The sequence below is a fragment of the Pseudomonas sp. LBUM1669 genome, from assembly GCF_059695705.1.
In genome coordinates, this window is sequence record NZ_CP166784.1 from 3,200,990 (window position 1) to 3,226,368 (window position 25,379).

16 protein-coding genes and 1 pseudogene are annotated in these 25,379 nt (G+C 57.1%); 6 read left to right on the forward strand and 11 right to left on the reverse strand.

Annotated elements, in window-relative coordinates; all coding sequences use genetic code 11:
* Positions 1 to 43: 43 nt before the first annotated feature.
* From ACA051_RS15010 to ACA051_RS15025, 4 genes are all read right to left on the reverse strand, one after another.
* Positions 44 to 910 (reverse strand): phosphatidylinositol-specific phospholipase C domain-containing protein, encoded by an 867-nt coding sequence (locus ACA051_RS15010; RefSeq protein ID WP_497375475.1) that lies wholly within the window; start codon positions 908 to 910, stop codon positions 44 to 46.
* 150 nt (positions 911 to 1,060) lie between these two features.
* Positions 1,061 to 2,353 carry a glycosyltransferase gene (locus tag ACA051_RS15015; protein ID WP_497375477.1) on the reverse strand — a complete coding sequence of 431 codons (1,293 nt, stop codon included), beginning with the start codon at positions 2,351 to 2,353 and terminating at the stop codon, positions 1,061 to 1,063.
* Between the two features lie 161 nt (positions 2,354 to 2,514).
* Entirely contained in the window at positions 2,515 to 6,429 is a 3,915-nt protein-coding gene (locus ACA051_RS15020) for a M35 family metalloendopeptidase (protein WP_497375479.1), read from the reverse strand.
* Positions 6,430 to 6,544: 115 nt separating this feature from the next.
* Entirely contained in the window at positions 6,545 to 6,904 is a 360-nt protein-coding gene (locus tag ACA051_RS15025; protein WP_149660337.1) for a response regulator, read from the reverse strand.
* A gap of 258 nt (positions 6,905 to 7,162) precedes the next feature.
* Here ACA051_RS15025 and ACA051_RS15030 point away from each other — a divergent pair, with 258 nt between their 5' ends.
* The 5 genes from ACA051_RS15030 to ACA051_RS15050 all read left to right on the forward strand — a co-directional run bounded on the left by ACA051_RS15030 (position 7,163) and on the right by ACA051_RS15050 (position 13,707).
* The gene (locus ACA051_RS15030) at positions 7,163 to 10,654 is read left to right on the forward strand and encodes a response regulator (RefSeq protein ID WP_497310487.1); all 3,492 of its coding nucleotides are present in this window, start codon (positions 7,163 to 7,165) and stop codon (positions 10,652 to 10,654) included.
* Positions 10,654 to 11,487 (forward strand): CheR family methyltransferase, encoded by an 834-nt coding sequence (locus ACA051_RS15035; protein ID WP_497310488.1) that lies wholly within the window; start codon positions 10,654 to 10,656, stop codon positions 11,485 to 11,487. Before ACA051_RS15030 ends, ACA051_RS15035 begins: the two co-directional genes overlap by 1 nt.
* Positions 11,484 to 12,077, forward strand: a complete 594-nt coding sequence (locus ACA051_RS15040; protein WP_497375481.1) for a chemotaxis protein CheB — start codon at positions 11,484 to 11,486, stop codon at positions 12,075 to 12,077. Before ACA051_RS15035 ends, ACA051_RS15040 begins: the two co-directional genes overlap by 4 nt.
* Positions 12,071 to 13,252 (forward strand): hybrid sensor histidine kinase/response regulator, encoded by a 1,182-nt coding sequence (locus ACA051_RS15045; protein ID WP_497310490.1) that lies wholly within the window; start codon positions 12,071 to 12,073, stop codon positions 13,250 to 13,252. Before ACA051_RS15040 ends, ACA051_RS15045 begins: the two co-directional genes overlap by 7 nt.
* A 77-nt stretch (positions 13,253 to 13,329) precedes the next feature.
* Positions 13,330 to 13,707 (forward strand): response regulator, encoded by a 378-nt coding sequence (locus ACA051_RS15050; RefSeq protein ID WP_059405185.1) that lies wholly within the window; start codon positions 13,330 to 13,332, stop codon positions 13,705 to 13,707.
* Between the two features lie 30 nt (positions 13,708 to 13,737).
* Here ACA051_RS15050 and ACA051_RS15055 read toward each other — a convergent pair whose 3' ends face one another.
* The 3 genes from ACA051_RS15055 to ACA051_RS15065 form a co-directional block, all read right to left on the reverse strand.
* Positions 13,738 to 15,390 (reverse strand): ATP-binding protein, encoded by a 1,653-nt coding sequence (locus tag ACA051_RS15055; RefSeq protein WP_497310598.1) that lies wholly within the window; start codon positions 15,388 to 15,390, stop codon positions 13,738 to 13,740.
* 14 nt (positions 15,391 to 15,404) lie between these two features.
* Complete coding sequence (locus tag ACA051_RS15060; RefSeq protein WP_497310491.1) at positions 15,405 to 16,907, reverse strand: ATPase domain-containing protein; 1,503 nt, start codon at positions 16,905 to 16,907, stop codon at positions 15,405 to 15,407.
* A 127-nt stretch (positions 16,908 to 17,034) separates the two neighbouring features.
* The gene (locus ACA051_RS15065) at positions 17,035 to 18,090 is read right to left on the reverse strand and encodes a tetratricopeptide repeat protein (RefSeq protein WP_497375483.1); all 1,056 of its coding nucleotides are present in this window, start codon (positions 18,088 to 18,090) and stop codon (positions 17,035 to 17,037) included.
* Between the two features lie 229 nt (positions 18,091 to 18,319).
* On the opposite strand from ACA051_RS15065, the pseudogene ACA051_RS15070 reads away from it, so the two are divergent.
* Positions 18,320 to 18,430: pseudogene (locus tag ACA051_RS15070) on the forward strand (HlyD family secretion protein); the annotation flags it as partial.
* Positions 18,431 to 18,634: 204 nt separating this feature from the next.
* Here the strand turns inward: ACA051_RS15070 and ACA051_RS15075 are convergent.
* The 4 genes from ACA051_RS15075 to ACA051_RS15090 form a co-directional block, all read right to left on the reverse strand.
* Positions 18,635 to 20,056, reverse strand: a complete 1,422-nt coding sequence (locus tag ACA051_RS15075; protein ID WP_497299010.1) for an efflux transporter outer membrane subunit — start codon at positions 20,054 to 20,056, stop codon at positions 18,635 to 18,637.
* Positions 20,053 to 23,235: an efflux RND transporter permease subunit gene (locus tag ACA051_RS15080; protein WP_497375485.1), complete on the reverse strand. Its 3,183-nt coding sequence runs from the start codon at positions 23,233 to 23,235 to the stop codon at positions 20,053 to 20,055. The genes ACA051_RS15075 and ACA051_RS15080 overlap by 4 nt, the downstream gene beginning before the upstream one ends.
* A 15-nt stretch (positions 23,236 to 23,250) precedes the next feature.
* Positions 23,251 to 24,504, reverse strand: a complete 1,254-nt coding sequence (gene mexE, locus ACA051_RS15085; RefSeq protein WP_497310495.1) for a multidrug efflux RND transporter periplasmic adaptor subunit MexE — start codon at positions 24,502 to 24,504, stop codon at positions 23,251 to 23,253.
* A gap of 303 nt (positions 24,505 to 24,807) precedes the next feature.
* Positions 24,808 to 25,317 carry a methyl-accepting chemotaxis protein gene (locus tag ACA051_RS15090; protein WP_497310599.1) on the reverse strand — a complete coding sequence of 170 codons (510 nt, stop codon included), beginning with the start codon at positions 25,315 to 25,317 and terminating at the stop codon, positions 24,808 to 24,810.
* Positions 25,318 to 25,379: the final 62 nt, after the last annotated feature.

The following is a 25,379-nucleotide window of genomic DNA, read 5'->3' on the forward strand; positions in this document are numbered from 1 at the left end:
ACGGAAATAGTTACACATATATAGCCATTTAATGGCGGGCCGACTAATTGGTTCGCTTGTTGGCTTTATGCAAGTTTGCGGTTCGGCAATATGAAACAATTCGCGATTCTTCAATGAAGTCGACGTTGATGATGTTGCACTTTGCCGCCCAATCGCTTTTTTCCGGGTCGAACCACGCATCAAGCTCTTTATGTATATCCACGGGGCCGCCGAGGGCGCTGTAACTGGTCGCGGACAGTGACCACGGTGCCCACGTGCCTGGCGGGTATGTCAGCACACTCGTAATGTGTTTTTTCAAGTCGGCGGCACTCGTGATACCGCTGCCAGACCATTTGTGTTCAATTTGCCCAAGGAACACGTTTCGATCAAGCTCCCAGTGCCCTGTCGCCGCGACCAGAATCCTTTGTTCAGAACTGATTTGTTTGAGTTGGCGCAGACTCAGAGACCGGTTTTGAGGGGGGATTATCTGGTGACCCATTAGATGGATCATCATGTTGTTGAAAAAAGTGAAATCAAACGCATCCCCTTGCAGTTCGTGGAAATCCAGGATAATAAATTCATCGGGGTTCTCCTCAAGAAATTGCCTCACATCGGTTATCAAGTTTCCCAAGGTGCGATTATTGCGGTTGCCGTTGTGATGCATTCGGAATTTGCCGAGGCCCGGTGCCTTGGCGTCGAACACGAGTCGGATATCCAATGCTCGGGAACCGTGGCACAGCTGGGAATAAAACGATTGGTGCTGACATGCCAGCCAATGGGGGCCTGGAATCAGTGGCCAGGACGCTTTCCAGTCGCTGCCTGCGTTATGGGTGCCCGGCAGGGTCAATTCACAGAGCGACAACGTGTCAATGGCCGGAGTGCCGGACATCCAGTTATTAGGTGTCAGATTATTTTGAACAATGTTATTCATTTAATGCGTCCTTGCATTGATTTATAAGTTTAATAGGTTGTGCCGGATAAGTTGGCCAGACCTTAATCCGGTGTGTTAGTTATAAGGGTGGGTTGTTGGTGTGGTCAATAGTCGTGGCAATGTGAAGTGTGTATAAATAGTGCGTGATGTCTAAATGGTTCGATTCTTTGCTTCAATCCACTGCGCCATGTATTGCGTACTTTTGTGGTGGTGATGGCGCAACATGCTGCCGGTAAAGTTATCGCTTCTAAGTTGTATGAGATGTTGTTGGCAGTACAATAACTTTTCGATCAATGCCGGGCCATGCTCCGACTGCCGATAACGATCAGTCAGCAACGTCTGCCCCTTGGATTGGGCGTCGGCCCAGAGCGCGTCATCCTTGTAAAGCCGCACTGCGTCATCGGCGAACTCCCGTGCCGTCCGGGTCACGGCGCCAGGCCAGGGATGTTCGCCATGCATCGCTTCGGCACCGATAGGTGTTGTGACGGTGGGCGTGCCACACAGCATGGCGTCGACGATCTTGCCTTTGATGCCGGCGCCGAATCTTAGCGGAGCCAGACACACACGCGCCGCCGACATCACTTGCAAGGCGTCTTCCGCCCAGTTCATGACATGGAAACCCTGGGCCGGGTTATGCAGCGCAGTGGCCTTGGGCGGCGTGTAAGCGCCGTAGATGTGCAACTGAGCGCTGGGCAGCTGTTCGCGGATCAACGGCCAGATGGCTGTTTTCATCCAGAGCACCGCATCCCAGTTCGGCGCATGTCGAAAGTTACCGATGCTGAGAAAGTGCGACCGATCTTCAAACACGGCCGGCGGCAAGCTCGGCGGTTCGACCATCAACGGGCACCAGTGCAGCAAGTTGCGCGGCATCTTGAACTGCTCGACCAGCAACTCGATTTCCACTTCAGAGATCATCAGGCTCAAGTCGCAACGATACAACGCGGCAACTTCCCGTTTGGCCAGATCGGTATCGGCCATCAGTTCGAACTCTTCGCGCAATGCCGGTGCGAACAGGTCGCTGAAATCATTGTTGTCTTCACTGGCCTTCAAGCGATCCTTGAGACGCTGATGCCGGGCGTGCCGCAGGCTTTGCAGATCCGACGTTTCAAGCACTCGCAAGGCATCAGGGCAGTGCTTCTCTACACGCCAGCCGAACTGCTCTTCCATCATGAACTGGTCAAACAGCACGATATCCGGGGCGAGTTGGCTGACGAAGTCGTCGAAACTGCTGTTGTTCAACTCGATCGGCACTTCGCGAATGCCCAGTGCCGTCAGGTCAGCCCGATGTTCACCGGTGCCGGCCGGGCTGCTGAAAGTAATGTCCCAGCCTTGTTGCAGAAACGTATCCAGAATCTGCATCACATGCCCACTGGCGGCCGATGATCGAGGCTCGGGCCAGACGTAACCAATGACGAGGACTTTGGTTGCGCGGGGCTGATTCATGAACGGTATTTCCTTGACTCGGGCGGTGGGCAGGGTGATGCGAGAGACGCGCGATTAAACCATACCTCGCCGCACAGGATCATCGCGATACGACGTCGATGGAATTGTTCTGCCATACAAAGGCGGCCTGCCATCTGGTTGTGGGCAGGCCGCGCGAGAGTTTACTTCACGGCTATGGAAAACGTGCTGAGGTTTATCCGCACAGGTCCGGTAACGCGTTGGTTTGCGCTTCGATTCAATGCAGTGCGCAGTTGGGCGATATTGGTTTGGAACTTTGAAGGATGGGTGACCGATTGACTCAGTAGGGCGGTCACCAAAGCCTGGGAGTCGGCGTTGTGCACGCCGGGTGCCTCTTTGATGAAGGGCACGAGATCGTTCTTGGTTGGATTGCGAAGTACCCCGACATCGTTACCGGCAAATCTGCTGGAGGGAGCGACGTACTCGCCACCCTTGGCCAGATTGAGCAATTCGGATACTTCCATGTCACCCAGCATCACGGCTTTGTCTAAACTTTTGTCTGCGTAGAAAAAGTCCAGGGTGCCCGGCCCGCCATGGGATATTTCATGCACCACTATGTCAGCAATCCCACTGTCGTCGTAATTCATGTGACGGTAGTAACGATTAAGAATGTTGCTATAAAAGACGATAAATTGTTCATGCACTTGATCGGCCTTCGTCGCCGCTTGCCACGCGCGGTAGCTGTCAGGATAGAGCCCGGCCATTACATCACCCGTACCAGAGCTATCCACCATGAAATTATTAATCGAGATGGATTTGAGATCGTCTTTCATGACCTTGAGGCCGTCCAAATACCATTCGGTCACCTCTCTAGAGTCGGAACCAAAAAGCGCCTTTAGAACTAACGTGTTGTCTCGGTCAGGAATTCGCTTACTCAGTAGGTCAATTGCAACGTCGATTTTGCTGGACGCAATGGGCAGCGCCTTGGTGATGACGTGTCGCGCATAACTATTAGGCAAGACCCGATGCAAACCGGGCACTTGCACAAAATCATTGGTGATCCGGAAGTTCTTCAGGGCCGGCCCCCATGGCTCGCCAGTGCGCAGATTAAGACCGAACCACTGGTTTCTATCGCGAATTGCCCATATTGGGACCGCTTCGCCCGCGTCGCCGAGCGGTCGCCATGTGCCGAGTCCGAAATCCTTGCGATTCACTGCCTTGAGAAGGTCGTAGGATCGCGCGCTGCCCGTCAATCGATGCAGTTGAAACGTCGCATTCTCCAATGCAGCTGCGCCTTGTGTACTTAGTCTCAGCAAACCCTTTTTAAGCAGGCGGGCACCGCCGAACAGTAACCGGGGCGTTCCGTCCAAAGGATTGAAGATAGAGAACGTCGCGACGGCACCGATTCTGGCCAAGTGAGCAGTTCTTGAGGTCAGGGAAGCTGTTTTGGCGGCAGCACTGGCAAACTTCCCGGCGACACCGACCACCGTTCCGAGGAGGGCGAGCCCATCAATGATGCACCCGACGGCACCTTCGGCCTGGCGTGTTTTGTCATCTGATGAGAGGTCTTCAATGCACTTTTTGAAGGGGACAACCAGGTCGATGATGAACGTGCCAATGCGCTCCGCCTTCTCGCGTTCAAGCTCCAGCTCCGTTCTACCTTCGGCGTTGCGATACAACTCTTCGTAACTGGCCATGGGGCGGTGTTTGAAGATGAAGGAAGCGATCGCCTTGAATGGCTCACTGCAAAAACTCTGGTAGGGGCTGCTTCTCGAGAGCGCAAGTGGCAACGGGGCAGGCAACACGCCGAGTTTTTCAATCACCGCGCGACTGGAAACACCGGCTACGGGTTCAATACCTTGGCTGTAAGCATTGAAATCGATGGGCAGTAAAAGGGGGCTGATCGCTGGAGTCGGGTCAGTCATGCTCCCCTTGAAGTCCACTCTTGAAGGCGAATGGATCGTGCCTGACTCAACAAGAATGCGTCCGAGTGCCGGGTTTTTTCGACATTCACCACGCAGCGTGAAGAGTTCATAACATCTGAGCTGCCCCTGGTAAGTCGCACATAGCACTATTGCGTATCGGCAGGTGGCGGCGTCTTTGTCGGTCTGTGTTTCTTTAAGTTGCCCTGGTTTGGTATTGACGCCCACCAGGCCGACCGAGCTGCCCGACATGTTGTGCAAGGTCGCTACCGGTTTACGCAGGGTATAGAAGCTGATTTCACCCGCCTGAAGTGCAATTCGATCAAGTTGAGGCAACTGCGACAGTGCCAGTTTGATGTTCGCGACGACACCGGTTTCCAGTTGTTCGTAGTAAGCATTGAAGGCTGGCTCAAGCAGCTCGCTCACCGGATACAAGGTTGTCACCTGCGGGAACGAAGTGTAGACACTCGTTCCTCTGCGATCCCACTCGCCCGTTGCCAGTTCATCAGACATGTGCAAGTCGACCATGGACATCATTAACGAAGATCCCCGACTGCCATAAAATCCCTTGCCTTCCTGTACAAAGATTTTCTTGTCGAGAAAGTCGCACCCTGGAAGCTCTTTCTGCAACTGAGCGCGCGCTAGCGCCTGCCGCGAGGGAAGAGGACTGCTCAGTGCACCGATAACGTTGTCGAAGTCGCCTATATAGTGTTTGAAAGCAGAGGTCGCTTCCTGCAAAACGGGCTCAACGTAATTGCCCTGTGCATCAGGCGAAACGACGCCGTTAATAGCCGCCCAATTGATAATCGGGTTAACGGTCACAACGCTGTGCAGTAGTGCGAGTTCGGGTGTCACAGGCTCAAGTGCGGCGAAGTCCAGCAACTGAGCGTAACTCATCAAGCGCGATGAGCCGGGGGCATTGAGTTCGGCCAGCGCCACCGCCTGACTCAGTGTGACCCAGGCCGGTGTGCCCAGGCGCAAGGATTCGGGGAGGTCCCTGACGGTAAATTCAGGCGCGATCCCCGCGAGCAGAACCAATGATGCCAGCGGCGTCGCAAGACCCGCGCCTTTGTTCAAACGGAGGAGATGGTCCTCAAGGTCTGCGCGTATTTCGAGGGGGCTGCGATCAACGTTGCCAGGCTGATAAAGGTCATAGCCCGCAATCTGATTGCGTATTTGGCCAGCCGATGAATCAAATCCGAGGATGATCGCTGCCAATAGCAACGACTGAAGGTGTTCTTTACGCACAGGTTGATCTTCAAGGCTGCCATACCAGCCAACGACGGCATGGTATTCGCGCGCCCATTCGATCGCACGCTCGGTCTCCAGAATCTGGTCCAGCAAGTAATCGGCTCCCGCTTGCACCTCTTCAATCGGTTTGCCTGCAATTACAGGTCGGGCGAGCTCTTCCAGTATTTCATGAGGATGCTTGAACGCCTGATGGGTGAGCGCCAACACCCGCTCACGTTCAGCGGTGCTTAGCGAAAACGGAGAATTTTCGGCGTTGGAGAGAGCATGCCAGTAGTTACCAATCGGAGATGGTACGGGCAAGTCGAGGTGCAAGAAACCAACAAGGTTTTTTGTTTCACCGACAGTCTTGGGGATGTCGAACTGATGAAAGTTCAGCCATTGTTCAACGCTGACAGGGTCATTAAAGTAAATATAACCACCTGCCAGTGCCGCGACTTCGCCGATCAATGACAACGATTTTTCGAGGTTGGGAAAGTACCGGAATTCGTCTTTCACACTTTTCCATGGGGTGTGGCGACGTACTTCCAGGTCGCCCTGAGCGCTCACTCGAAGGCGAGACTCCGTGTCAAATATCGCGAGGGTTTCGCTGAGCATTGAAAAGTCTGGGGTGTTCACCAGGCTTTCCAGTAACGCTCTTCCCGGGTCGTAGATGTCATCGAACGAAGAGCCACTGCGGTGTGGGATTTGCACGCTAGAAAGATCAACTTCCTGATGATCCTCTGCACCATGGATCACAATTTCCAATGCACGACTGAAATCCTCTTTTTCAGCGCGATTTACTGTTGTCAGTTGTTCAAGTATTGGTGCAAATGAGGGTGTAATGCTGGCCATAAATATTCCGTTATTTGGCGTGATTCGATAGTCGGCTGCAATCCTCTTTCGGTCGAAATTAAGAAGCAAGGTCGGTAGTGTGATGGTTTGTTTCAACAAGACGGCGAGGCGCATTGAATGATCAAGAATGCGCCAGTGAAGCAGAGTTATTAATGGGCGGCGAAAGTTTGCCGTTGTTACGGCAAACTATTTGGGAGAGAAATAGCGTCTAAGGGGAGGTAGTGAATTATTAAGCAAGCATGCCTTTAACCTTGTCCCGCAACTGATCAATGGAAAACGGCTTGCCGATCACCTGCATGCCTGCCGGCACATCGATGCTCTCGGCATAACCGCTGGCAAACAGGATCGGCAGCTCAGGGCGCAGCATCCGCGCCTGTGTCGCCAGTTCTCGGCCGTCCATCACCGGCAAACCCACATCGGTCATCATCAAATCGATGTATTGATCTTCATCGTTGAGAAATTCCAGCGCCTTTTCGCTGCCATCGGCCTCAAGGACCTTGAACTCCAGTTCCTCCAGTACATCGACGATCAGCATGCGCACGATGGCATCGTCTTCTACTACCAGGATGATGGACGGGTCGGAGGACATAAGGGGGCTCTCAAGTTAAATTCAGGGTCGCAGGTCGATCGAAATCGCCGGGCTCTAGCATGAGTAAGTGGCAGATCCCGACAAGTTCCCAGCGTTGTGCAAAAAAGAATAGCTGTACAAGAGTCGGCAGGATAACCGCTCCTTTGAACAAGAGCAGCTAAATGCGGGGATTTGCCCGAGTACGCGTCAGAAAATTGGATCAATGTGCCCGTTTTGGGGCAAACTCCTTGGTTTTGAACAGTTCGACAAGGCCTTCCCATGACCTCTGCGTCTTCGGTTGATGAGCAACGATTCCGTAAACTCCTGAGCCGCAACATCAGCCTGCCGTTGGGTGTCGGTGTGCTCAGTGCGGTGTTCTTTGTTTCGCTGATCACTTACCTGCTGTCGGTGATCCAGTGGGTCGAACACACCGACCGGGTGATCAATAACGCCAATGAAGCGGTGAAGCTGACCGTTGATCTGGAAACCGGGATGCGTGGCTTTCTACTCAGTGGCGACGAGCATTTCCTCGATCCCTACGAGACGGCCAAGCCGAGAATCGCGGTCGCGCTCAATACCTTGATTGAACTCACCGCCGACAACCCGGTGCAAACCGACCGTCTGCGCCGGCTTCAGGCCTTGCAGGTGGAGTGGGCCACCTACGCGCAATCAATGATCGATCTGCAGCGCGCCAGCGGCGATTATCGCAGTGCCGTCAGGGCCGGGCGCGGCAAGCGGCTGACCGATGAGATCCGCAAGCAATTCGAAGACGTGATCGACATGGAGCAGCAGTTGCGAACCACGCGCAACGAGGACGTGCGCCGCACCACGATCTGGAGCATCTCCCTCTACCTGTTGTTCATCCTTGGTATCAGCGGATTGCTGGCGTATATCGGCCGTCGTGACTTACTCAACCTTTCTCAGAATTACAGCGCCAACCTCGCCGCGCAACAGGCCAGCGCCTGGCGCCTGGAACAGCAAGCGTGGCTGCGCAACGGCCAGACCGAACTGGCCGAGCAGGTGTTGGGGCAACTGTCCCTCAACCTGTTGGGGCGCAACATCCTGCAGTTCTGCGCGCAATATCTGGGCTCCGCCGTCGCCGCTATTTATGTGCGTGAAGAACACGGTGGCCTCAAGCGTGTGGCGTCATACGGTTTTTCTCGCGAGCAGGAAGAGCGCAACCAGCAGATTTACAGTGATGAAGGGATTGTCGGGCAGGTGGCGCAACAGGCTCGCCTGATCCGACTCGATCAGGTGCCAAACGACTACTTCAAAGTCAGCTCCGGCCTGGGCGAAGGCCTGCCGCATAGCGTGCTCGTGGTGCCCACCAGCGACGATGAGCGGGTCAACGGCGTGATCGAACTGGGCTTCCTGCGCCCCTTGGACGACCGGGACATCGAGTTGCTTGAACTGATTGCCGGCAACATCGGAACGTCAATCGAGGCTGCACGTTATCGTCAACGTTTGCAGGAAGTACTCGCTGAAACCCAGCAACTCAACGAAGAGCTGCAAGTTCAGCAGGAAGAACTCAAGACCGCCAACGAAGAGCTCGAAGAGCAGTCGCGGATTCTCAAGGAGTCTCAGGCTCACCTGGAAACCCAGCAAGTCGAATTGGAGCAGACCAACGAACAACTTGCCGATCAGGCGCAAATCCTGGCCGACCAGCGTGATGCGATGGACTTGAAAAACACCGAGCTCAATCAAGCCCAGGCGCAGCTTGAAGAGCGCGCCGAAGAGTTACAGCGCTCGAGCAAGTACAAGTCCGAATTCCTCGCCAACATGTCCCACGAGCTGCGCACGCCGTTGAACAGTTCGCTGATCCTGGCCAAGTTGCTGGCAGAAAACCCTCAGGAAAACCTCAGCGCCGAGCAGGTGAAGTTCGCCGAGTCGATCTATTCCGCCGGCAATGACTTGCTCAATCTGATCAATGACATTCTTGATATTTCCAAGGTCGAGGCCGGCAAGCTGGAAATGCACGCCGAGAACACCAGCGTTGCGCGTCTGGTGGACGGACTGCGCGGGATGTTCGAGCCGATGGCCTCTGACAAGAAGTTGAAGTTTGAAGTCGACTTGCAGCCCGGTTCGCCGATGATGCTGTTCACCGACCGCCAGCGTCTGGAGCAAGTCATCAAGAACCTGCTATCGAACGCGGTGAAATTTACCGAAAAGGGCACCGTCAGCCTCACGGTGGCGTCCCAGCTAAACGACAGCATTGCCTTTATCGTCCGCGATTCCGGGATCGGCATCGCCGCCGACCAGCAGGAAAGCATTTTCGAAGCCTTCCGCCAGGCCGACGGCACCACCAATCGCCGTTATGGCGGCACGGGTCTGGGCTTGTCGATTTCCAGGGACCTGGCGGCGTTGTTGGGCGGTTCGATCAGCGTCACCAGCGAGCCGGGGCAGGGCAGTGTGTTCACCCTGGTGCTGCCGCAGCAATACGTAGAACCGGTTGATGCGCCGGTCGCGCCGATGCAGGCTACCCCGGTCGCCGCAAAACCGAGAGTGGCAACGCCCGCGCGGGTGCCGCTGATCGCCGAAGTCGACATTCCGCGTTTCGACGATGATCGCAGCAAGGCGCCATTCACCACCCGTTGCATCCTGGTGGTGGAAGATGAGCCGAACTTTGCAAACATTCTCTACGATCTGGCCCACGAACTGGGTTACCAGTGCCTGGTCGCCCACGGGGCCGATGAAGGCTACGACCTGGCCAAAGAGTTCATTCCCGACGCCATTCTGCTGGACATGCGCCTGCCGGATCATTCCGGGCTGACCGTATTGCAGCGTCTGAAAGAACATGCCGGAACCCGCCATATTCCGGTTCATGTGATTTCGGTGGAGGATCGGGTCGAGGCGGCCATGCACATGGGCGCGATCGGTTATGCGGTCAAGCCGACCACTCGCGAAGAACTCAAGGACGTGTTTGCCCGCCTCGAAGCCAAGCTGACCCAGAAGGTCAAGCGGGTGCTGCTGGTCGAAGACGATGATTTGCAACGCGACAGCATTGCTCGCCTGATCGGCGACGAAGACATCGAGATCACCGCCGTCGGCTTCGCCCAGGAAGCGCTTGACCTGCTGCGCACGACCGTTTTCGATTGCATGATCATCGACCTGAAGCTGCCGGACATGCTCGGCAACGACCTGCTCAAGCGCATGTCCACCGAAGATATTTGCTCGTTCCCGCCGGTGATCGTTTACACCGGACGCAACCTGACCCGGGACGAAGAGGCTGAACTGCGCAAGTACTCGCGTTCGATCATTATCAAAGGCGCTCGCTCACCCGAGCGTTTGCTGGATGAGGTCACACTTTTTCTGCACAAAGTCGAATCCAGGCTGTCCCATGAACGCCAACGGATGCTCAAGACCGCGCGCAGCCGCGACAAGGTCTTCGAGGGCCGCAAAGTGCTGCTGGTGGACGACGATGTGCGCAACATCTTTGCCCTGACCAGCGCTTTGGAGCAAAAGGGTGCAGTCGTGGTCATCGGCCGGAACGGCCGTGAGGCGATTGAAAGGTTGAATGAAGTCGAGGACATCGATCTGGTGTTGATGGACGTGATGATGCCGGAGATGGATGGCTTCGAAGCCACCATCGAGATCCGCAAGGACCCGCGCTGGCGCAAGCTGCCAATCATTGCGGTGACGGCCAAGGCCATGAAGGACGATCAGGAGCGCTGCCTGCAAGCCGGCTCCAACGATTACCTGGCCAAGCCTATCGACCTGGATCGCCTGTTTTCGCTGATTCGCGTGTGGTTACCGAAGATGGAACGCATTTAGTGGAACGCATTAATACAGTGGCGCGAAACAGCGAAATCGAGTTGCGGTTGTTGATCGAGGCGATCTACCTCAAGTACAGCTACGACTTTCGCGATTATTCCGGCGCTTCGATCAAGCGCCGGGTCAATCATGCGTTGGTGCAATTCGAGTGCAATACCATTTCAGCCCTGCAAGAAAAGGTGCTGCACGATCCGACCGCGTTCATGCAGTTGCTGCAATTGCTGACGATTCCGGTCAGCGAGATGTTTCGCGATCCTTCGCATTTCCTGGCAATCCGCAAGGAAGTGGTGCCACTGCTCAAAACCTATCCGTCGATCAAGATCTGGATCGCCGGTTGCAGCACGGGCGAAGAAGTCTATTCGATGGCGATTCTGCTGCGCGAAGAAGGCTTGCTCGATCGCACGATCATTTACGCCACCGACATCAACCCGCGCTCGCTGGAGAAGGCCAAGCAGGGGATTTTCTCCATGGAGAATGTCCGTGCCTACACTCATAACTATCAGCAGGCCGGTGGCCAGCGTTCGTTCGCCGACTACTACACAGCGGCGTATGGCTACGCGATTTTCGACAAGACATTGTGTGAGAACGTGACCTTCGCCGATCACAGCTTGGCGACGGACAGCGTCTTTTCAGAAACTCAATTGATTTCGTGTCGTAATGTTTTGATTTATTTCAATAAAAAGCTCCAGGATCGTGCGTTCGGGCTGTTTCATGAGTCCCTTTGCCATCGCGGATTCCTGGTCCTGGGCAGTAAGGAAACCCCGGATTTTTCGGCCTTCGGCAACCAGTTTGTACCCTTGGTCAAACAAGAACGGATTTACCGTAAATCATGAACAATGCAGCGGATTTGCCTTCGATAGAAGCTATCGTTATTGGCGCTTCGGCCGGTGGCGTGGAGGCATTACTCAACATTCTCAGTCCGTTGCGTGAAGGGTTCGTACTGCCGATTATCGTAGTGCTGCACCTGCCTGACGAGCGCCGCAGCCAGCTGGTCGAAGTCTTTGCCCGCCGGGTTTCGATGCCTGTCGAGGAAGCCGGCGACAAAACCCACGTGGAAGCTGGAACCCTTTATTTCGCCACGCCGGGTTATCACTTGTCAGTGGAGCAGGACCGCAGCTTTTCCTTGAGCCTGGAGGATCGCGTGCATTACTCGCGTCCCTCCATTGATTTTCTGTTCGAGTCGGCTGCCGATGCCTATGGTTCAAGCCTGGCGGCCGTGCTGCTGACTGGCGCGAACCGTGATGGCGCACGAGGGCTGGCCCAGGTCAAACATCGCGGTGGCCTGACCATCGTGCAGGACCCGGACGAAGCCCAGGTCGCGACCATGCCTCGGGCAGCGCTGGATTTGCATCACCCGGACCACATTCTCCCTATACGCGGCATCGGCCGTCTGCTTGTCGAGCTGGAACGAATAGCATGCTAAGTAACATTCAAGCCAAATTGCTGATTGTCGACGATCTGCCGGAGAACCTGCTGGCGCTCGAGGCACTGATCAAGCGTGAAGACCGCATAGTCTACAAAGCCTTGTCCGCAGACGAAGCCTTGTCGTTGCTGCTGCAACACGAATTCGCCATGGCCATTCTCGACGTGCAGATGCCGGGTATGAACGGCTTTGAACTGGCCGAGTTAATGCGCGGCACGGAGAAAACCAAGAACATCCCGATCGTGTTTGTCAGTGCCGCCGGCCGCGAGCTGAACTACGCGTTCAAGGGTTACGAAAGCGGGGCCGTGGACTTCCTGCACAAGCCACTGGATATTCACGCCGTCAAAAGCAAGGTCAACGTCTTCGTTGACCTGTACCGCCAAAGCAAGGCGATGAAGCAACAAGTCGAAGAGCTGGAGCAGGCTCGCCGCGAACAGGAAGCGCTGCTCAAGCAATTGCAGACCACCCAGAATGAGCTGGAACAAGCGGTGCGCATGCGTGATGACTTCATGTCGATCGTCGCCCATGAAGTGCGCACGCCGCTGAATGGCCTGATCCTCGAAACCCAGTTGCGCAAGATGCACCTGGCCCGGGACAACGCGTCGGCGTTCACCCTCGACAAGATGCACGCCATGGTCGACCGTGACGAGCGCCAGATCAAAAGCCTGATCCGTCTGATTGAAGACATGCTGGATGTGTCACGCATTCGCACCGGCAAGTTGTCGATCCGCTCGACCCGATTCGACCTCGTGCAATTGGTCAGCAACCTGTTGCAAAACTTCGCGCCGCAGGTCGACGCCGCCGAGTGTTCCGTTGCCTTTAGCGCCGAGCAGCCAGTGGTCGGCAACTGGGACGAATTTCGTATCGAGCAAGTGATTTCAAATCTGCTGACCAACGCCTTGCGTTATGGTGGCAAGAGCCGGATCGATGTGAGGGTCTACAGTCACGAGGGTCAGGCACGGGTCGAAGTGCAGGATCGCGGGATCGGTATCAGTGAAGAAAACCAGAAGCGTATTTTTCAACAGTTCGAACGGGTGTCAGCCAAGACCGTGGTCGCGGGGCTGGGACTGGGGCTGTTTATTTCCGAGCAGATCGTCGCCGCCCATGGCGGCTCCATCGCCGTCGAGAGCAAGATCAACGAGGGCGCCTTATTTCGCGTTTGTCTGCCGCTGTAGGAAAACAGCCGGATAAACGCAACCTCTGATCGACCCCATGGTCGTATCAGCAGCTATTGACCGAACAAAGGCTTCCCATGAGTGAAGATGCACAAGATGTAGTACTCATTGTCGAGGATGACCCCTCGATTCTGATGGTATTGTCCGCTTACTTGTCGGGTGAGGGTTACCGGGTGCTGCAGGCCGAAAACGGCGAGCAGGCCTTCGAAATACTGGCGAGCAAGCCGCACCTGGACATGATGATCACTGACTTTCGCCTGCCTGGCGGGATTTCCGGCGTGCAGATCGCCGAGCCTGCCGTAAAGCTGCGACCTGAGCTCAAAGTGATTTTTATCAGCGGTTATCCGCAGGAAATCCGCGAGACCGACAGCCCGATCACGCGCAAGGCGCCGATCCTCGGCAAACCGTTCGATCTGGATGTGTTGCAAGAGCTGATGCAGGAAATGCTGTCGTAAATGGCCCCGAAGCCCCCGTCATGGGGGCTTTCAGATTCGGATCATCTCCCGCACCTTGGCCGTCAACAGGTCGAAGGTGAACGGCTTGGTGATCATCTGCATGCCAGGGTCAAGGAATCCACCGCGCACCGCCGCGTGCTCGGCATAACCGGTAATGAACAACACTTTCAGATCAGGCCGGTACTGCCGACCGATTTCCGCCAGTTGCCGGCCGTTCATTCCAGGCAGGCCCACATCGCTGATCAACAGATCGATACGCTGGCCGGAGTCGAGGATCGGCACCGCGCTGTCGGCATCGCCGGCTTCGACGAAGGCGTAGCCCAACTCACTCAGCACTGCACTGACCAGCACGCGCACCGCCGGATCGTCCTCGACGATCAGCACGGTTTCACCGTCCTGAGCGTAAGGCGCGTGTGCGATATCGACCAGGGTGTCCTCAACCAGATCACCGTTGTAGCGCGGCAAATACAGACTCACCGTCGTGCCGTTACCCACTTCACTCTCGATGGTGACGTGGCCGTGGGATTGCTTGCTGAAACCGTAAATCATCGATAATCCCAAACCGGTGCCCTGGCCGATCGGTTTGGTCGTGAAGAACGGATCAAAGGCCCTGCTGATGGTGCTTTCCGGCATGCCGCAGCCGGTGTCGGTCACGCGCAGCACGACGTAATCACCCGGTTGCAGGTTGCTTTGGACTTGCGTGAACCCCTTGTCCAAGTGTTGATTCGAGGTCTTGACCACCAGTTTTCCGCCTTCGGGCATGGCATCGCGGGCGTTCAGCACAAGGTTGAGGAGGGCGCTTTCGAGTTGGTTGGGGTCGGCCTCGGCCACCCACAAGCTCTCGCTCAACTGCATGTCCAGTTGAATGCTTTCGTTGATGCTGCGCTGCAAGAGTTCGCCCATGGACGCCACCAGGGTGTTCATTTTCACGGGTTTGGAATCCAGCGACTGGCGTCGGGAAAACGCCAGCAGACGATGGGTCAGACCTGCCGCGCGATTGGCCGAGGTCACCCCCAGATCAATCAGGCCGTCCAGGTCGTCGGTGCGACCACGGGCCAGGCGTCGGCGCAGCAACTCAAGGCTGCCAATGATACCGGTCAACATGTTGTTGAAGTCGTGGGCGATACCGCCGGTGAGTTGGCCGACTGCCTCCATTTTCTGCGACTGTCTGAGGGCTTCTTCGTTGTGACGCAGTTGGGCGGTACGTTCCTCGACCTGTTGTTCGAGGGTTTCCAGCGTATTTTGCAGGCGCAGTTCGCTTTGGCTCAGGTCAATCAACCGGTCCCTGGCTTCATACTGCCTTCGTCGCCCACGCAACGCGGTAGTGACCAGGCTGATCAACGTCACCGGATGAAACGGACGCTCGAGGAAGGTTACGTTGCCCAATTGCGGGCCGAGACGTGACGCGGGGTTCTGCTCCGGGCCGCCGTGGTGGGTCAGCAGTACAATTGGCAGGTCTGACCAGGCCGGTTGTTCCTCGATCAGGCTCAGCAGCGGTTCGAGATCACAACCCAGCAAGGCTTCCGAAGAAATCACCAGCAGGCCGGCACCTTGCGCCAGCTCGCTGCACAGCGTGACCAGATCCCGGGTCACTAGACCTTCGAATCCCGCCTCGTTAAGCATCATCAGCGCAATCTGGCTGTCACGTCCCAGCGGCGCGAGAATGATCGTGCGCTCGGACATCGCCTCGACAACACTCACCGGTCATCATCCTTGAGGAGTGGCTGGCTGGCGCCCAGATAGGTCGGCATGCCGCGCAATACACCCTGGAACGCATCCAAAGGCTCACCGATGGTCATGCCCGTGCTGCAGATGCGGTATTCGCGAATGGTCGATTCGTGGCTACCGGTGCGTTTCTTGATAATTGAAACGGCCCGGCGAACCTTGCCCACGGCTTCGAAGTAGCGCAACAGAATCACCGTGTCAGCCAGATAAGTAATGTCGACCGGGGCCTGCATGTCCCCGACCAGCCCATGTTGGGCCACGGTCATGAACGTCGCGGCGCCTCGGCGATTGAGGTACAGCAGCAACTCGTGCATGTGCAGTACCAGCGCGTTTTCCTCGGGCATTGCGGCCTGATAGCCGTTGATGCTGTCGATCACCACGGTTTTGATACTGCGCTCATCGACGCAACGACGAACCCGGTGCGAGAACTCGCCGGGAGACAGTTCGGCGGCGTCGACTTGCTCGATCAGCAGGTTGCCGGTGTCTTGCAGCGCCTGCAGGTCGATGCCCATGTTTTTCATGCGCTCGAACAGCAGTCCCAGCTCTTCATCGAAGATAAACAGCGCGGCTTTTTCACCCCGGGCGACGGCCGCTGCGGCGAAGATCATCGAGATCAGCGACTTGCCGGTGCCGGCCGGGCCAAGAATCAGCGTGCTCGAACCGGTCTCGATGCCGCCGCCGAGCAGGGCGTCCATTTCCTTGATGCCGCTGGTCAATTGTTGGCGAACATAACCGCCGCGGTGTTCCGCCGCAACCAGACGAGGGAAGACGTGAACGCCGTCGCCCATAATCGTGAAGTCATGAAAACCGCCACGGTACTTTTGACCGCGGTACTTGACGACACGGATCCGCCGGCGCTCGGCGCCGTAGTTGGGCGTCAGTTCTTCCAGGCGAACCACCCCGTGCGCCACACTGTGCACGGTTTTATCGAGGGATTCGGTGGTCAGGTCATCGAGCAATAGCACGGTGGCGTCGTAGCGCACGAAGTAGTGCTTGATCGCCAGAATCTGCCGGCGATAACGCAACGAGCTCTGGGCCAGCAAGCGGATTTCGGAGAGGCTGTCGAGGACCACACGGGTCGGCTTGACCCGTTCGACCACTTCGAAAATCTGTTTGGTCGCTTCGCCCAGCTCAAGGTCCGAGGAATACAGGAGGCTTTGCTGATGCTCGGCATTGAGCAGGCTTTCTGGCGGGGTCAGTTCGAAGATGTGAATGTTTTCATCCAGCTCCCAACCGTGGGACAAAGCCCCTTGGCGCAGTTCGCGCTCGGTTTCTGAAAGCGTGATGTACAACGAGCGCTCGCCGGCACGGGCGCCAGCCAACAGAAAATGCAAAGCGACGGTGGTTTTGCCGGTGCCGGGTTCACCCTCCAGCAAAAACACATGGCCGCGGGACAATCCACCGGCCAGGATGTCATCCAGACCTTCGATGCCGGTGGCGGCTTTTGCACTGAACAACTCGTTAGATGCAGACAAAAAAAACCCTCTCATGACTAGGGGAAGCGAGGCAGCAGGCCTGAAGTGCCTGAATGGACTGCCTGATCACTTGACCTTTTGCCGTGGTGACGGTTCAACCTTTTTGTTGACCTGCCAGAAGGTGACGTTACAAGCCTTGCTGCAACGCCGGATCATCGGGGTTGAGCTGTTCCAGCTGCGCCAGAAGGATCTGCACGTTCTGTAATTGTCCGCTTTCTTTCCAGTAATTGATCAGCAGTACCCGCGCCTTGCGATCGGCCGGGTGGCGCTGGACGATTTCCTGCAGCTGTTTTTGCGCCGCTTCCAGCTCTTGCTCACCGTGCAGCGTAGTCGCCAGGTCGTAGCGATAGTCCTTGTTGTTCGGTTCGATCTCGACCGCTTTGGACAGACCAAGCAGGGCGAACTCGCTTTGCCCGTGATGCAGCAACCAAAGCCCCAAGGCGTGTTGCAGGTAGGCCGAGTCGGGTTGAGCCTTCAACTGTTTCGCCAGCAATTGCCGGGCTGCGTCGCTCTGGCCTTGCTTATCCAGTACTTCGATTTGCATCACCAGCGCTGGCAGATTGCCTGGGTTCAGTTGCAGTGTGCGTTCCAGCGCCTGCTGCGCTTCTTTGAGTTCGGCATTGTGCACATGCAAACGGGCCAGTTGGTATTGGGTTTCGGCGCTTTCCGGCAGGCTTTTCAGGTCCCGTTCCCAGGCATCGATGGCTTGCTGCAACGGCCCGAAATACAAGCCCAGGTCATCCGGCGATAAACCCAACAGCGCGTTGATCGCGGCAGACCGGACGCTTTGTTCGCTGTCATCGAGCAACGGTCCGATCAGCAGACTGCGCTGCCCACTGGGCACCAGTCCGCCAATGCTTTTGATCGCTGCGATGCGCACGTCGGCCGAAGGGTTTTGCAGGTCTGCATCCGCCAGTTTCAGGGCTTGCGGGCTCGGGTAATTCGGCAGTTCGGCATGCAGCCAGACACGGCGCTTGGGCGACAGGTCAGGGCGGCCCAGTTGCTGGTAAAGCACCCGTGCGGCCCCCGGTTGCCCGGCGCGCGCCTGGGTCAGCGCTTCGCTGTAGCCGCGCTTGATGGCTTCCGGTACCACGGGTGTCGTGCTGCGCAAGAAAAACCAGGCAAGAGCGAAGGCGAACAGGACACAGAGGCTGATGAGCAAGTAGCGGCGGGACTGGGGCATGCAGGAATCCGGGGGCTGGCGGCTTTTGCAAAGTTGTCAGCTTCGGTCAGCCGGGCGTGTGAGTCAAACCCTGACTCAGTTCAAAGTCGGCGATTTTCCCTACAGGTCGCGTCGACATTGAAACCCGTCGAAGCCGTGAAGCAGTGACTACGCTTGCTGGAGATGACCCGAAGAGTATTCCCATGCAACCGCTGCTCCAGTACTTCAAGGCGATAATCAACCCCGGGCAAGGGTGCCGGTGCGGATTCAGATTGATGCTGACGATGTCGAAAAAAACCACCTGAGTGCCGGGACCACTGTCACCGTCATGGAAAACCAAAGAGTTCAAAACCAACCCTAACCCCCCTTGTGGGAGCGAACCTGCTCGCGATGACGGATGAACATTCAACGATGATGGTGACTGACCCACCGCTATCGCGAGCAGGCTCGCTCCCACAGAGGTTCACTCCGCCTTCTGAAAAAGAAAAAAAAGCCCCGCGACCGAATGAGGCGCAGGGCTAAAAAATTGGTTGGTTGCGGCCAACCAAAGGAGCTCTTTAAAAACTTACTTGCTGGCGACTGTCTCTGGTTGCCAGCCACCGCCAAGGGCTTTGTAGATCGCGACAATGCCGCGATACAGGTCAGTTTCGGCCGATGCCTGGGTATCTTCGGCCGCCAGGCGCTCGCGTTGGGCATCCAGCAGGACGAGGAAGTCCACGGTGCCTTCGCGGTAGCGAATCTCGGCCAGGTCCGCGGCTGAACGGCTCGCTTCGCTTTGACGAATCAGTGAGATCAGCCGTTGCTGACGTTTTCCGTAGTCGCTGAACGCGTTTTCCGATTCTTCCAGCGCCAGCAGCACTTGCTGCTCGTAGGTCGCCAGCGCGCCTTCGGCATCGGCATCGGCGCCGCGCAGACGGGCTCGCACGCTGCCCAGATCGAACGCAGCCCAAGTAATGCTCGGGCCAAGCGCCCAGGCATTGGCCGCCGCAGAACCGATCTGCGAACCACGCCCTGCAGTAAAGCCAAGGAAGCCGCTGAGGCTGACCCGAGGGAACAAATCAGCCTTTGCGACGCCGATACGGGCGGTGGAGGAAGCCAGTTTGCGTTCGGCGCTGAGGATGTCCGGGCGACGTTGCAGCAATTCACCCGGATCGCCGATCGGCAACGCCTTTGCGATCGCCGGCAAGTCTTTTGGACTCAGGTCGACGGTCAGTTTGTCCGGACGCTCACCCAGCAGGGTGGCGATACGGTTTTTCTGCCGAACCTGTTCGGCCTGCAACTGCGGCACGCTGGCTTCGACCGAGGCGAGGCGTGCATCGGCACGCTCCACGTCCAGTTGATCGCCGACGCCGGCATCACGCAGGCTTTCGGTGATCTTGCGCGACTCCTGCTGGTTGTTCAGGTTGGCCAGGGCAATCTTTTCGCGCAATTGCGCGCCGCGCAATTGGCCATAAGAATCCACCAGTTCGGCAATCATGGTGACTTGCAGTTGGTACAAATCGGCTTCGAGGGCCTGCTGTTCGGCATCGGCGGATTCCAAGTTGCGCTGGATACGCCCAAACAGGTCGATCTCCCACGCCATGTCCAGGCCGAGGTCGTAACGTTCGCTGTTGACCCGTTTGGTGGTCTGGCCCGGAATCTGACCCTTGCCCAAATCACTGCTGGCGCGGCTGGTGATGGTGGGCATGGCGTCATTGCTGACGTCATCGCGAATCGCCCGAGCCGCTTTCCAGCGGGCGAAGGCTACGCGCAAATCACGGTTGCCTTGCAGCGATTGAGTCACCAACTGGTTGAGGGTCGGGTCTTCGAACTGCTGCCACCAGATGCCTTCGAAACGCGAGCGGTCGAAGTTTTTTTGACCGGCAGCGCCATCGGTGGCGGTGGTGATGTTCGCTGGCTCAGTGGCTGGGGTCTTGTAGTCCGGGCCGACGGCACAGGCACTCAGGGCCAGCACCAGAAGGCTCGGCAGGAAGGCTTTCAGGCTCATTGTTGCGCCTCCAGTTTCAGGGCCTTGGCCGCTTTGCGCTTTTCACCGCGCTCCACAAAGTTACGAATCAATACGTAGAACACGGGCGTCAGCAACAGACCGAAGAAGGTCACCCCGAGCATCCCGGAGAACACCGCTACACCCATGGCGTGACGCATTTCGGCACCGGCACCGCTGGAGAAGACCAGAGGCACAACACCCATGATGAACGCGAAGGAGGTCATGAGGATCGGACGCAGGCGCAGACGGCAAGCTTCGAGCACCGCGGCGAGCGGGCTGAGGCCTTCATCCTGCTGTTTATCCTTGGCAAACTCGACGATCAGAATCGCGTTCTTACACGCAAGTCCCACCAGTACGATCAAGCCGATCTGGGTGAAGATGTTGTTGTCGCCTCCCGAAGCAATCACACCGGTGATGGCCGACAGCAGGGTCATCGGTACGATCAGGATCACCGCCAGTGGCAGGCTCCAGCTTTCGTATTGGGCCGCGAGCACCAGGAACGCCAGCAGTACGCAGAGCGGGAACACGAACAGCGCGGTGTTGCCGGACAGAATCTGCTGGTAGGTCAGGTCGGTCCACTCGTAGGTCATGCCGTTTGGAAGTTCTTCCTTGAGCAGTTTCTCGATCGCTGTCTGAGCCTGGCCGGAGCTGTAGCCTGGGGCTGCCGCACCGTTGATTTCAGCGGTGATGAAGCCGTTGTAGTGCATCACGCGGTCCGGACCCGAGGTGTCGCTGACCTTGATGAAGGTCGCCAGCGGGATCATCTCGCCTTTGTTGTTACGCACTTTCAGCTGACCGATCTGATCCGGTTCCAGACGGAACTGCTGTTCAGCCTGGACGTTGACCTGGTAGGTGCGGCCGAAACGGTTGAAGTCGTTGGCATACAGCGAACCCAGGTAGATTTGCAGGGTGTCGAAGATGTCGCTGACGGCCACGCCATGGGTCTTGGCTTTTTCCCGGTCGATGGCGGCATCGACCTGTGGCACGTTCACGGTGTAGCTGGTGAACAGCGCAGCCAGTTCCGGCACGTTGTGGCTCTTGGTAATGATGTTCATGGTTTCTTTGTACAGCTCGTCGTAGCCGAGGTTGCCCTTGTCTTCGATCTGCAGGCGGAAACCACCGATAGTGCCCAGACCCTGCACCGGCGGCGGCGGGAAGATCGCCATGTAGGCTTCCTGGATCCCGGCGAACTGGCCGTTCAACGCACCGGCAATCGCACCGGCCGACATGCTCGGGTCTTTGCGCTCGTCGAACGGTTTCAGGGTCACGAACACGATGCCGGCGTTAGGACTGTTGGTGAAGCCGTTGATCGACAGGCCAGGGAACGCCACCGCACTTTCCACGCCAGGCTGTTTCAGGGCCAGTTCGGACATGCGCTTGATCACGTCTTCGGTACGGTCCAGGCTCGAGGCGTCCGGCAGTTGTGCGAAGGCCACCAGGTATTGCTTGTCCTGGCCAGGTACGAAACCGGTCGGGGTGTGGGCGAAACCGAAGAAGGTCAGCACCATCAGCCCTGCGTACAACAGCAGGGCAATACCGCTGCTGCGGATAACCCGGGCTACGGTGCCGACATAGCCATGGCTGGCGCGTTCGAAGAACCGGTTGAACGGACGGAACAGCCAGCCGCCCAATAGTTTATCAAGCACTTTGGTAAAGCGATCTTTCGGCGCATCGTGGCTCTTGAGCAGCACGGCCGCCAGGGCAGGGGACAGTGTCAGCGAGTTGAACGCCGAGATCACGGTCGAGATGGCAATGGTGAGGGCAAACTGTTTGTAGAACTGGCCGGTGAGTCCGGAAATGAACGCCGCCGGGATAAATACCGCACACAGCACCAGCGCCGTCGCGATGATCGGCCCGGTCACCTCTCGCATGGCTTTCTTGGTGGCTTCTACGGGCGATTCTCCCAGCTCGATGTGCCTTTCCACGTTCTCCACTACCACGATGGCGTCGTCCACCACGATACCGATGGCCAATACCAGGCCGAACAGTGACAGGGCGTTCAGCGAGAAGCCGAACAGGTGCATCACGGCAAACGTACCGATCAGCGAAACCGGCACTGCCACCAACGGAATGATCGAAGCGCGCCAGGTTTGCAGGAACAGGATCACTACCAGAACCACGAGAATCAGTGCTTCGAAGAGGGTGTGAACCACTGCTTCGATGGAGCCGCGCACGAAGATCGTCGGGTCATAGACGATGCTGAAGTCCATGCCTTCCGGGAAGTTTTTCTTCAGTTCGGCCATTTTGTCGCGAACTTCGTTGGAGATCTCGATCGCGTTGGAACCAGGGCGCTGGAAGATCGGGATCGCCACCGCTGGCTGGTTGTTCAGCAACGAACGCAGGGCGTATTGGCTGGAACCCAACTCAATGCGAGCAATGTCTTTCAGGCGCGTGATTTCACCGTTGTCGCCGGAGCGAACGATGATGTTCTCGAACTCTTCTTCGGAAACCAGGCGACCTTGGGTGTTGACCGACAGTTGGAACGCCGTGGCATTCGGGGCAGGGGGCGCACCCAGCGCACCGGCAGCGACTTGACGGTTCTGTTCACGAATCGCCGTCACCACGTCGGTGGCAGTCAGGTTACGTGAAGCGGTCTTGTTCGGATCGAGCCAGACCCGCAGCGAGTAGTCGCCCATACCGAACAACTGCACATCACCGACACCGCCCAGACGCGCCAGCTCATCCTTGATGTTGAGCAAGGCGTAGTTGGACAGGTAGAGCATGTCGTAGCGCTTGTCCGGCGAGGTCAAGTGCACAACCATGGTCAGGTCGGGCGATGCCTTGTCGACGGTGATACCGATGCGCGTCACTTCTTCTGGAAGTTTCGGCTCGGTCCGGGTCACGCGGTTCTGGACCTGCACCTGTGCGTTGTCCAGGTCGGTGCCCAGGGCAAAGGTGATGGTCAGGGTGATCTTGCCATCAGCAGTGGACTGCGAGGACATGTACAGCATGTTCTCGACGCCGGTAATGGCTTGCTCCAAGGGAGCGGCCACGGTTTCACCGATGACTTTTGGGTTGGCGCCGGGGAAGTTTGCACGGACCACAACGGTCGGTGGTACCACTTCCGGGTATTCGCTGATCGGCAACTGGAACAGCGAGATGGCACCGGCGATCAGGATCAACAGCGAAAGTACCGCTGCGAAGATCGGCCGTGAAATGAAGAATTGGGAAAAATTCATCGAAGTTGTCGTCCCTTAACCGCGTGGAGTCGCAGCAGCCAGTTTCACAACCGAACCCGGCGCGACCTTGGCAGGTGCGACTTGGGGCAGGTTGCTGGCTTCCAGCGCTTGTCGTTGTTGTGCGAGTGCCGCAAGGGTTTGTTCGCTGGCCATCGGGATCACTTCAGGGGTGACCGGCGAGCCAGGGCGAACCCGTTGCAGACCCTTGACGATGACGGTGTCGTCCTTGTTCAGGCCGCTGCGCACGATGCGCAAACCTTCGATCTTCGGCCCCAGCTCGACGGAGCGATAGGCCGTTTTGTTGTCGGCATCCATCACCAGCACGAATTTCTTGCCCAGGTCGGTACCGACCGCTTCGTCGTTGATCAGCACGGCGGAGTAGGTGCCGCTGCCGACCAGTTTCAAGCGCGCATACAAGCCTGGGGTGTACTGTCCGTCTGCGTTATCAAAGACCGCGCGACCGCGGATGGTGCCGGTTTTCGGGTTGACCTGGTTGTCGACGAAGTTCATCACGCCCTGGTGCGGATTGCCGTCTTCGTTGGACAGACCGAGGTAAACCGGAGTGGTTGCACCGCGTTTGCCCTGGCGAGCGAGCTGGGTGTATTTGAGGAACACGCGTTCGTCGGCGTCGAAGTAGGCGTAGACCTTGTCGGTGGAAACGACGCTGGTCAGCGCGGTGGTGTCGGCAGTCACCAGGTTGCCCGCGGTGATTTCTGCACGGCTGACGCGGCCGCTGATAGGCGCGGTGACTCGGGTGAAACTCAGGTTCAGTTTGGCCAGGTCCAGTTGGGCCTGGAGGGCTCCGACGGCGGCGCGGGCTTCTTGAGCTGCACTGGTGCGCGAATCGGCCAGTTCGGCGGAGATCGCGTTGCTGGTACGCAGGCGTTCGCCACGCTGGGCTTCATTTTCGCTGCGGGTGGCGTTGGCGCGACCTTGGGCAACCAGTGCTTCGAGGCGGCGGACCTCGGCCTGGAAAGGGCGTGGATCAATTTGGAACAGCAAGTCGCCTTTTTTGACCAATGCACCTTCAGTGAAGGCCACGTCATCAATCTGGCCGGAGACCCGTGGGCGAATTTCTACGGTTTCTGGCGCTTCAAGGCGCCCGGTGAATTCGTCCCACTCGTTGACCGGTTGTTCCAGCACTTTGGCGACGCTGACTTTGGCCGCGGGCATGGTAGCGGCAGACTCCGGAGCCTTGCCGCAGGCGCTCATCACCAGTACGGCCAACATGGCCAATGGGAAGCGCAAATGTTTGAGTGACTGTTCCATGGATGCATCCGCCAATGTATTGAGATGGGCGGATGATGAGCGGCGGGGTGGTATCGCACGAATCGAATGAAGCGAAGGTAACTATCATTCGGAATGATATAAGTCTGAGGCTAGCCCTCTAGCATGCGCCTTGCGTCGAGGAGCAATCAATCGGGTTCATGACAATTCTGTGTTGCAGCCTGCGCAAAGGACTGGGCACTACCAAGAGGGACTGGTGATGATTTTTCGTTCATTCAAAACCCATTTTTCAATAGCTATCAATGTGTCGATCTAGCCAAGATTTTGCACATGCCGCAGGCTGAATCATCGTGCTAATGTCGACGAGAGATTGCTGATCGCGTGTACGACTTGGCGAGCACTATCCTGAATATCCAGGATCACTTGACCAGCCTCACCGGCTAATTTGACTCCTTGTTCTGCCTTGCCTTTACTCGCCTCCATCCTGGCCACTGCCCCCCGGGCCAATTCACGATTGTGCTGCACCACCTCGACAATCTTGATGGTGGCTTGGCTTGTGCGCGAAGCCAGATTGCGCACTTCGTCAGCGACCACCGCAAAACCTCGACCCTGCTCTCCGGCACGAGCCGCTTCGATGGCTGCGTTTAGCGCTAGAAGATTCGTTTGTTCGGCGATGCCATGGATGGTCTGCACGATGTTGCTGATTACTTCCGACTGCTGACTGACATCATTGATACCTTCGGCTGCGTGATTCAATTCGCCAGCCAGGCTTTGCATGAGATCCACTGTCTCTTGCACCACTCGGGCGCCTTCGTGTGCTGTCTCGTCGGTTTTCAATGAAGTCTCATAGGCCATGCGTGCTGCTCGTGACTCAGTTTCCTGCTGGAGAACCTGAGCCGTGATATCGCTCGCAAACT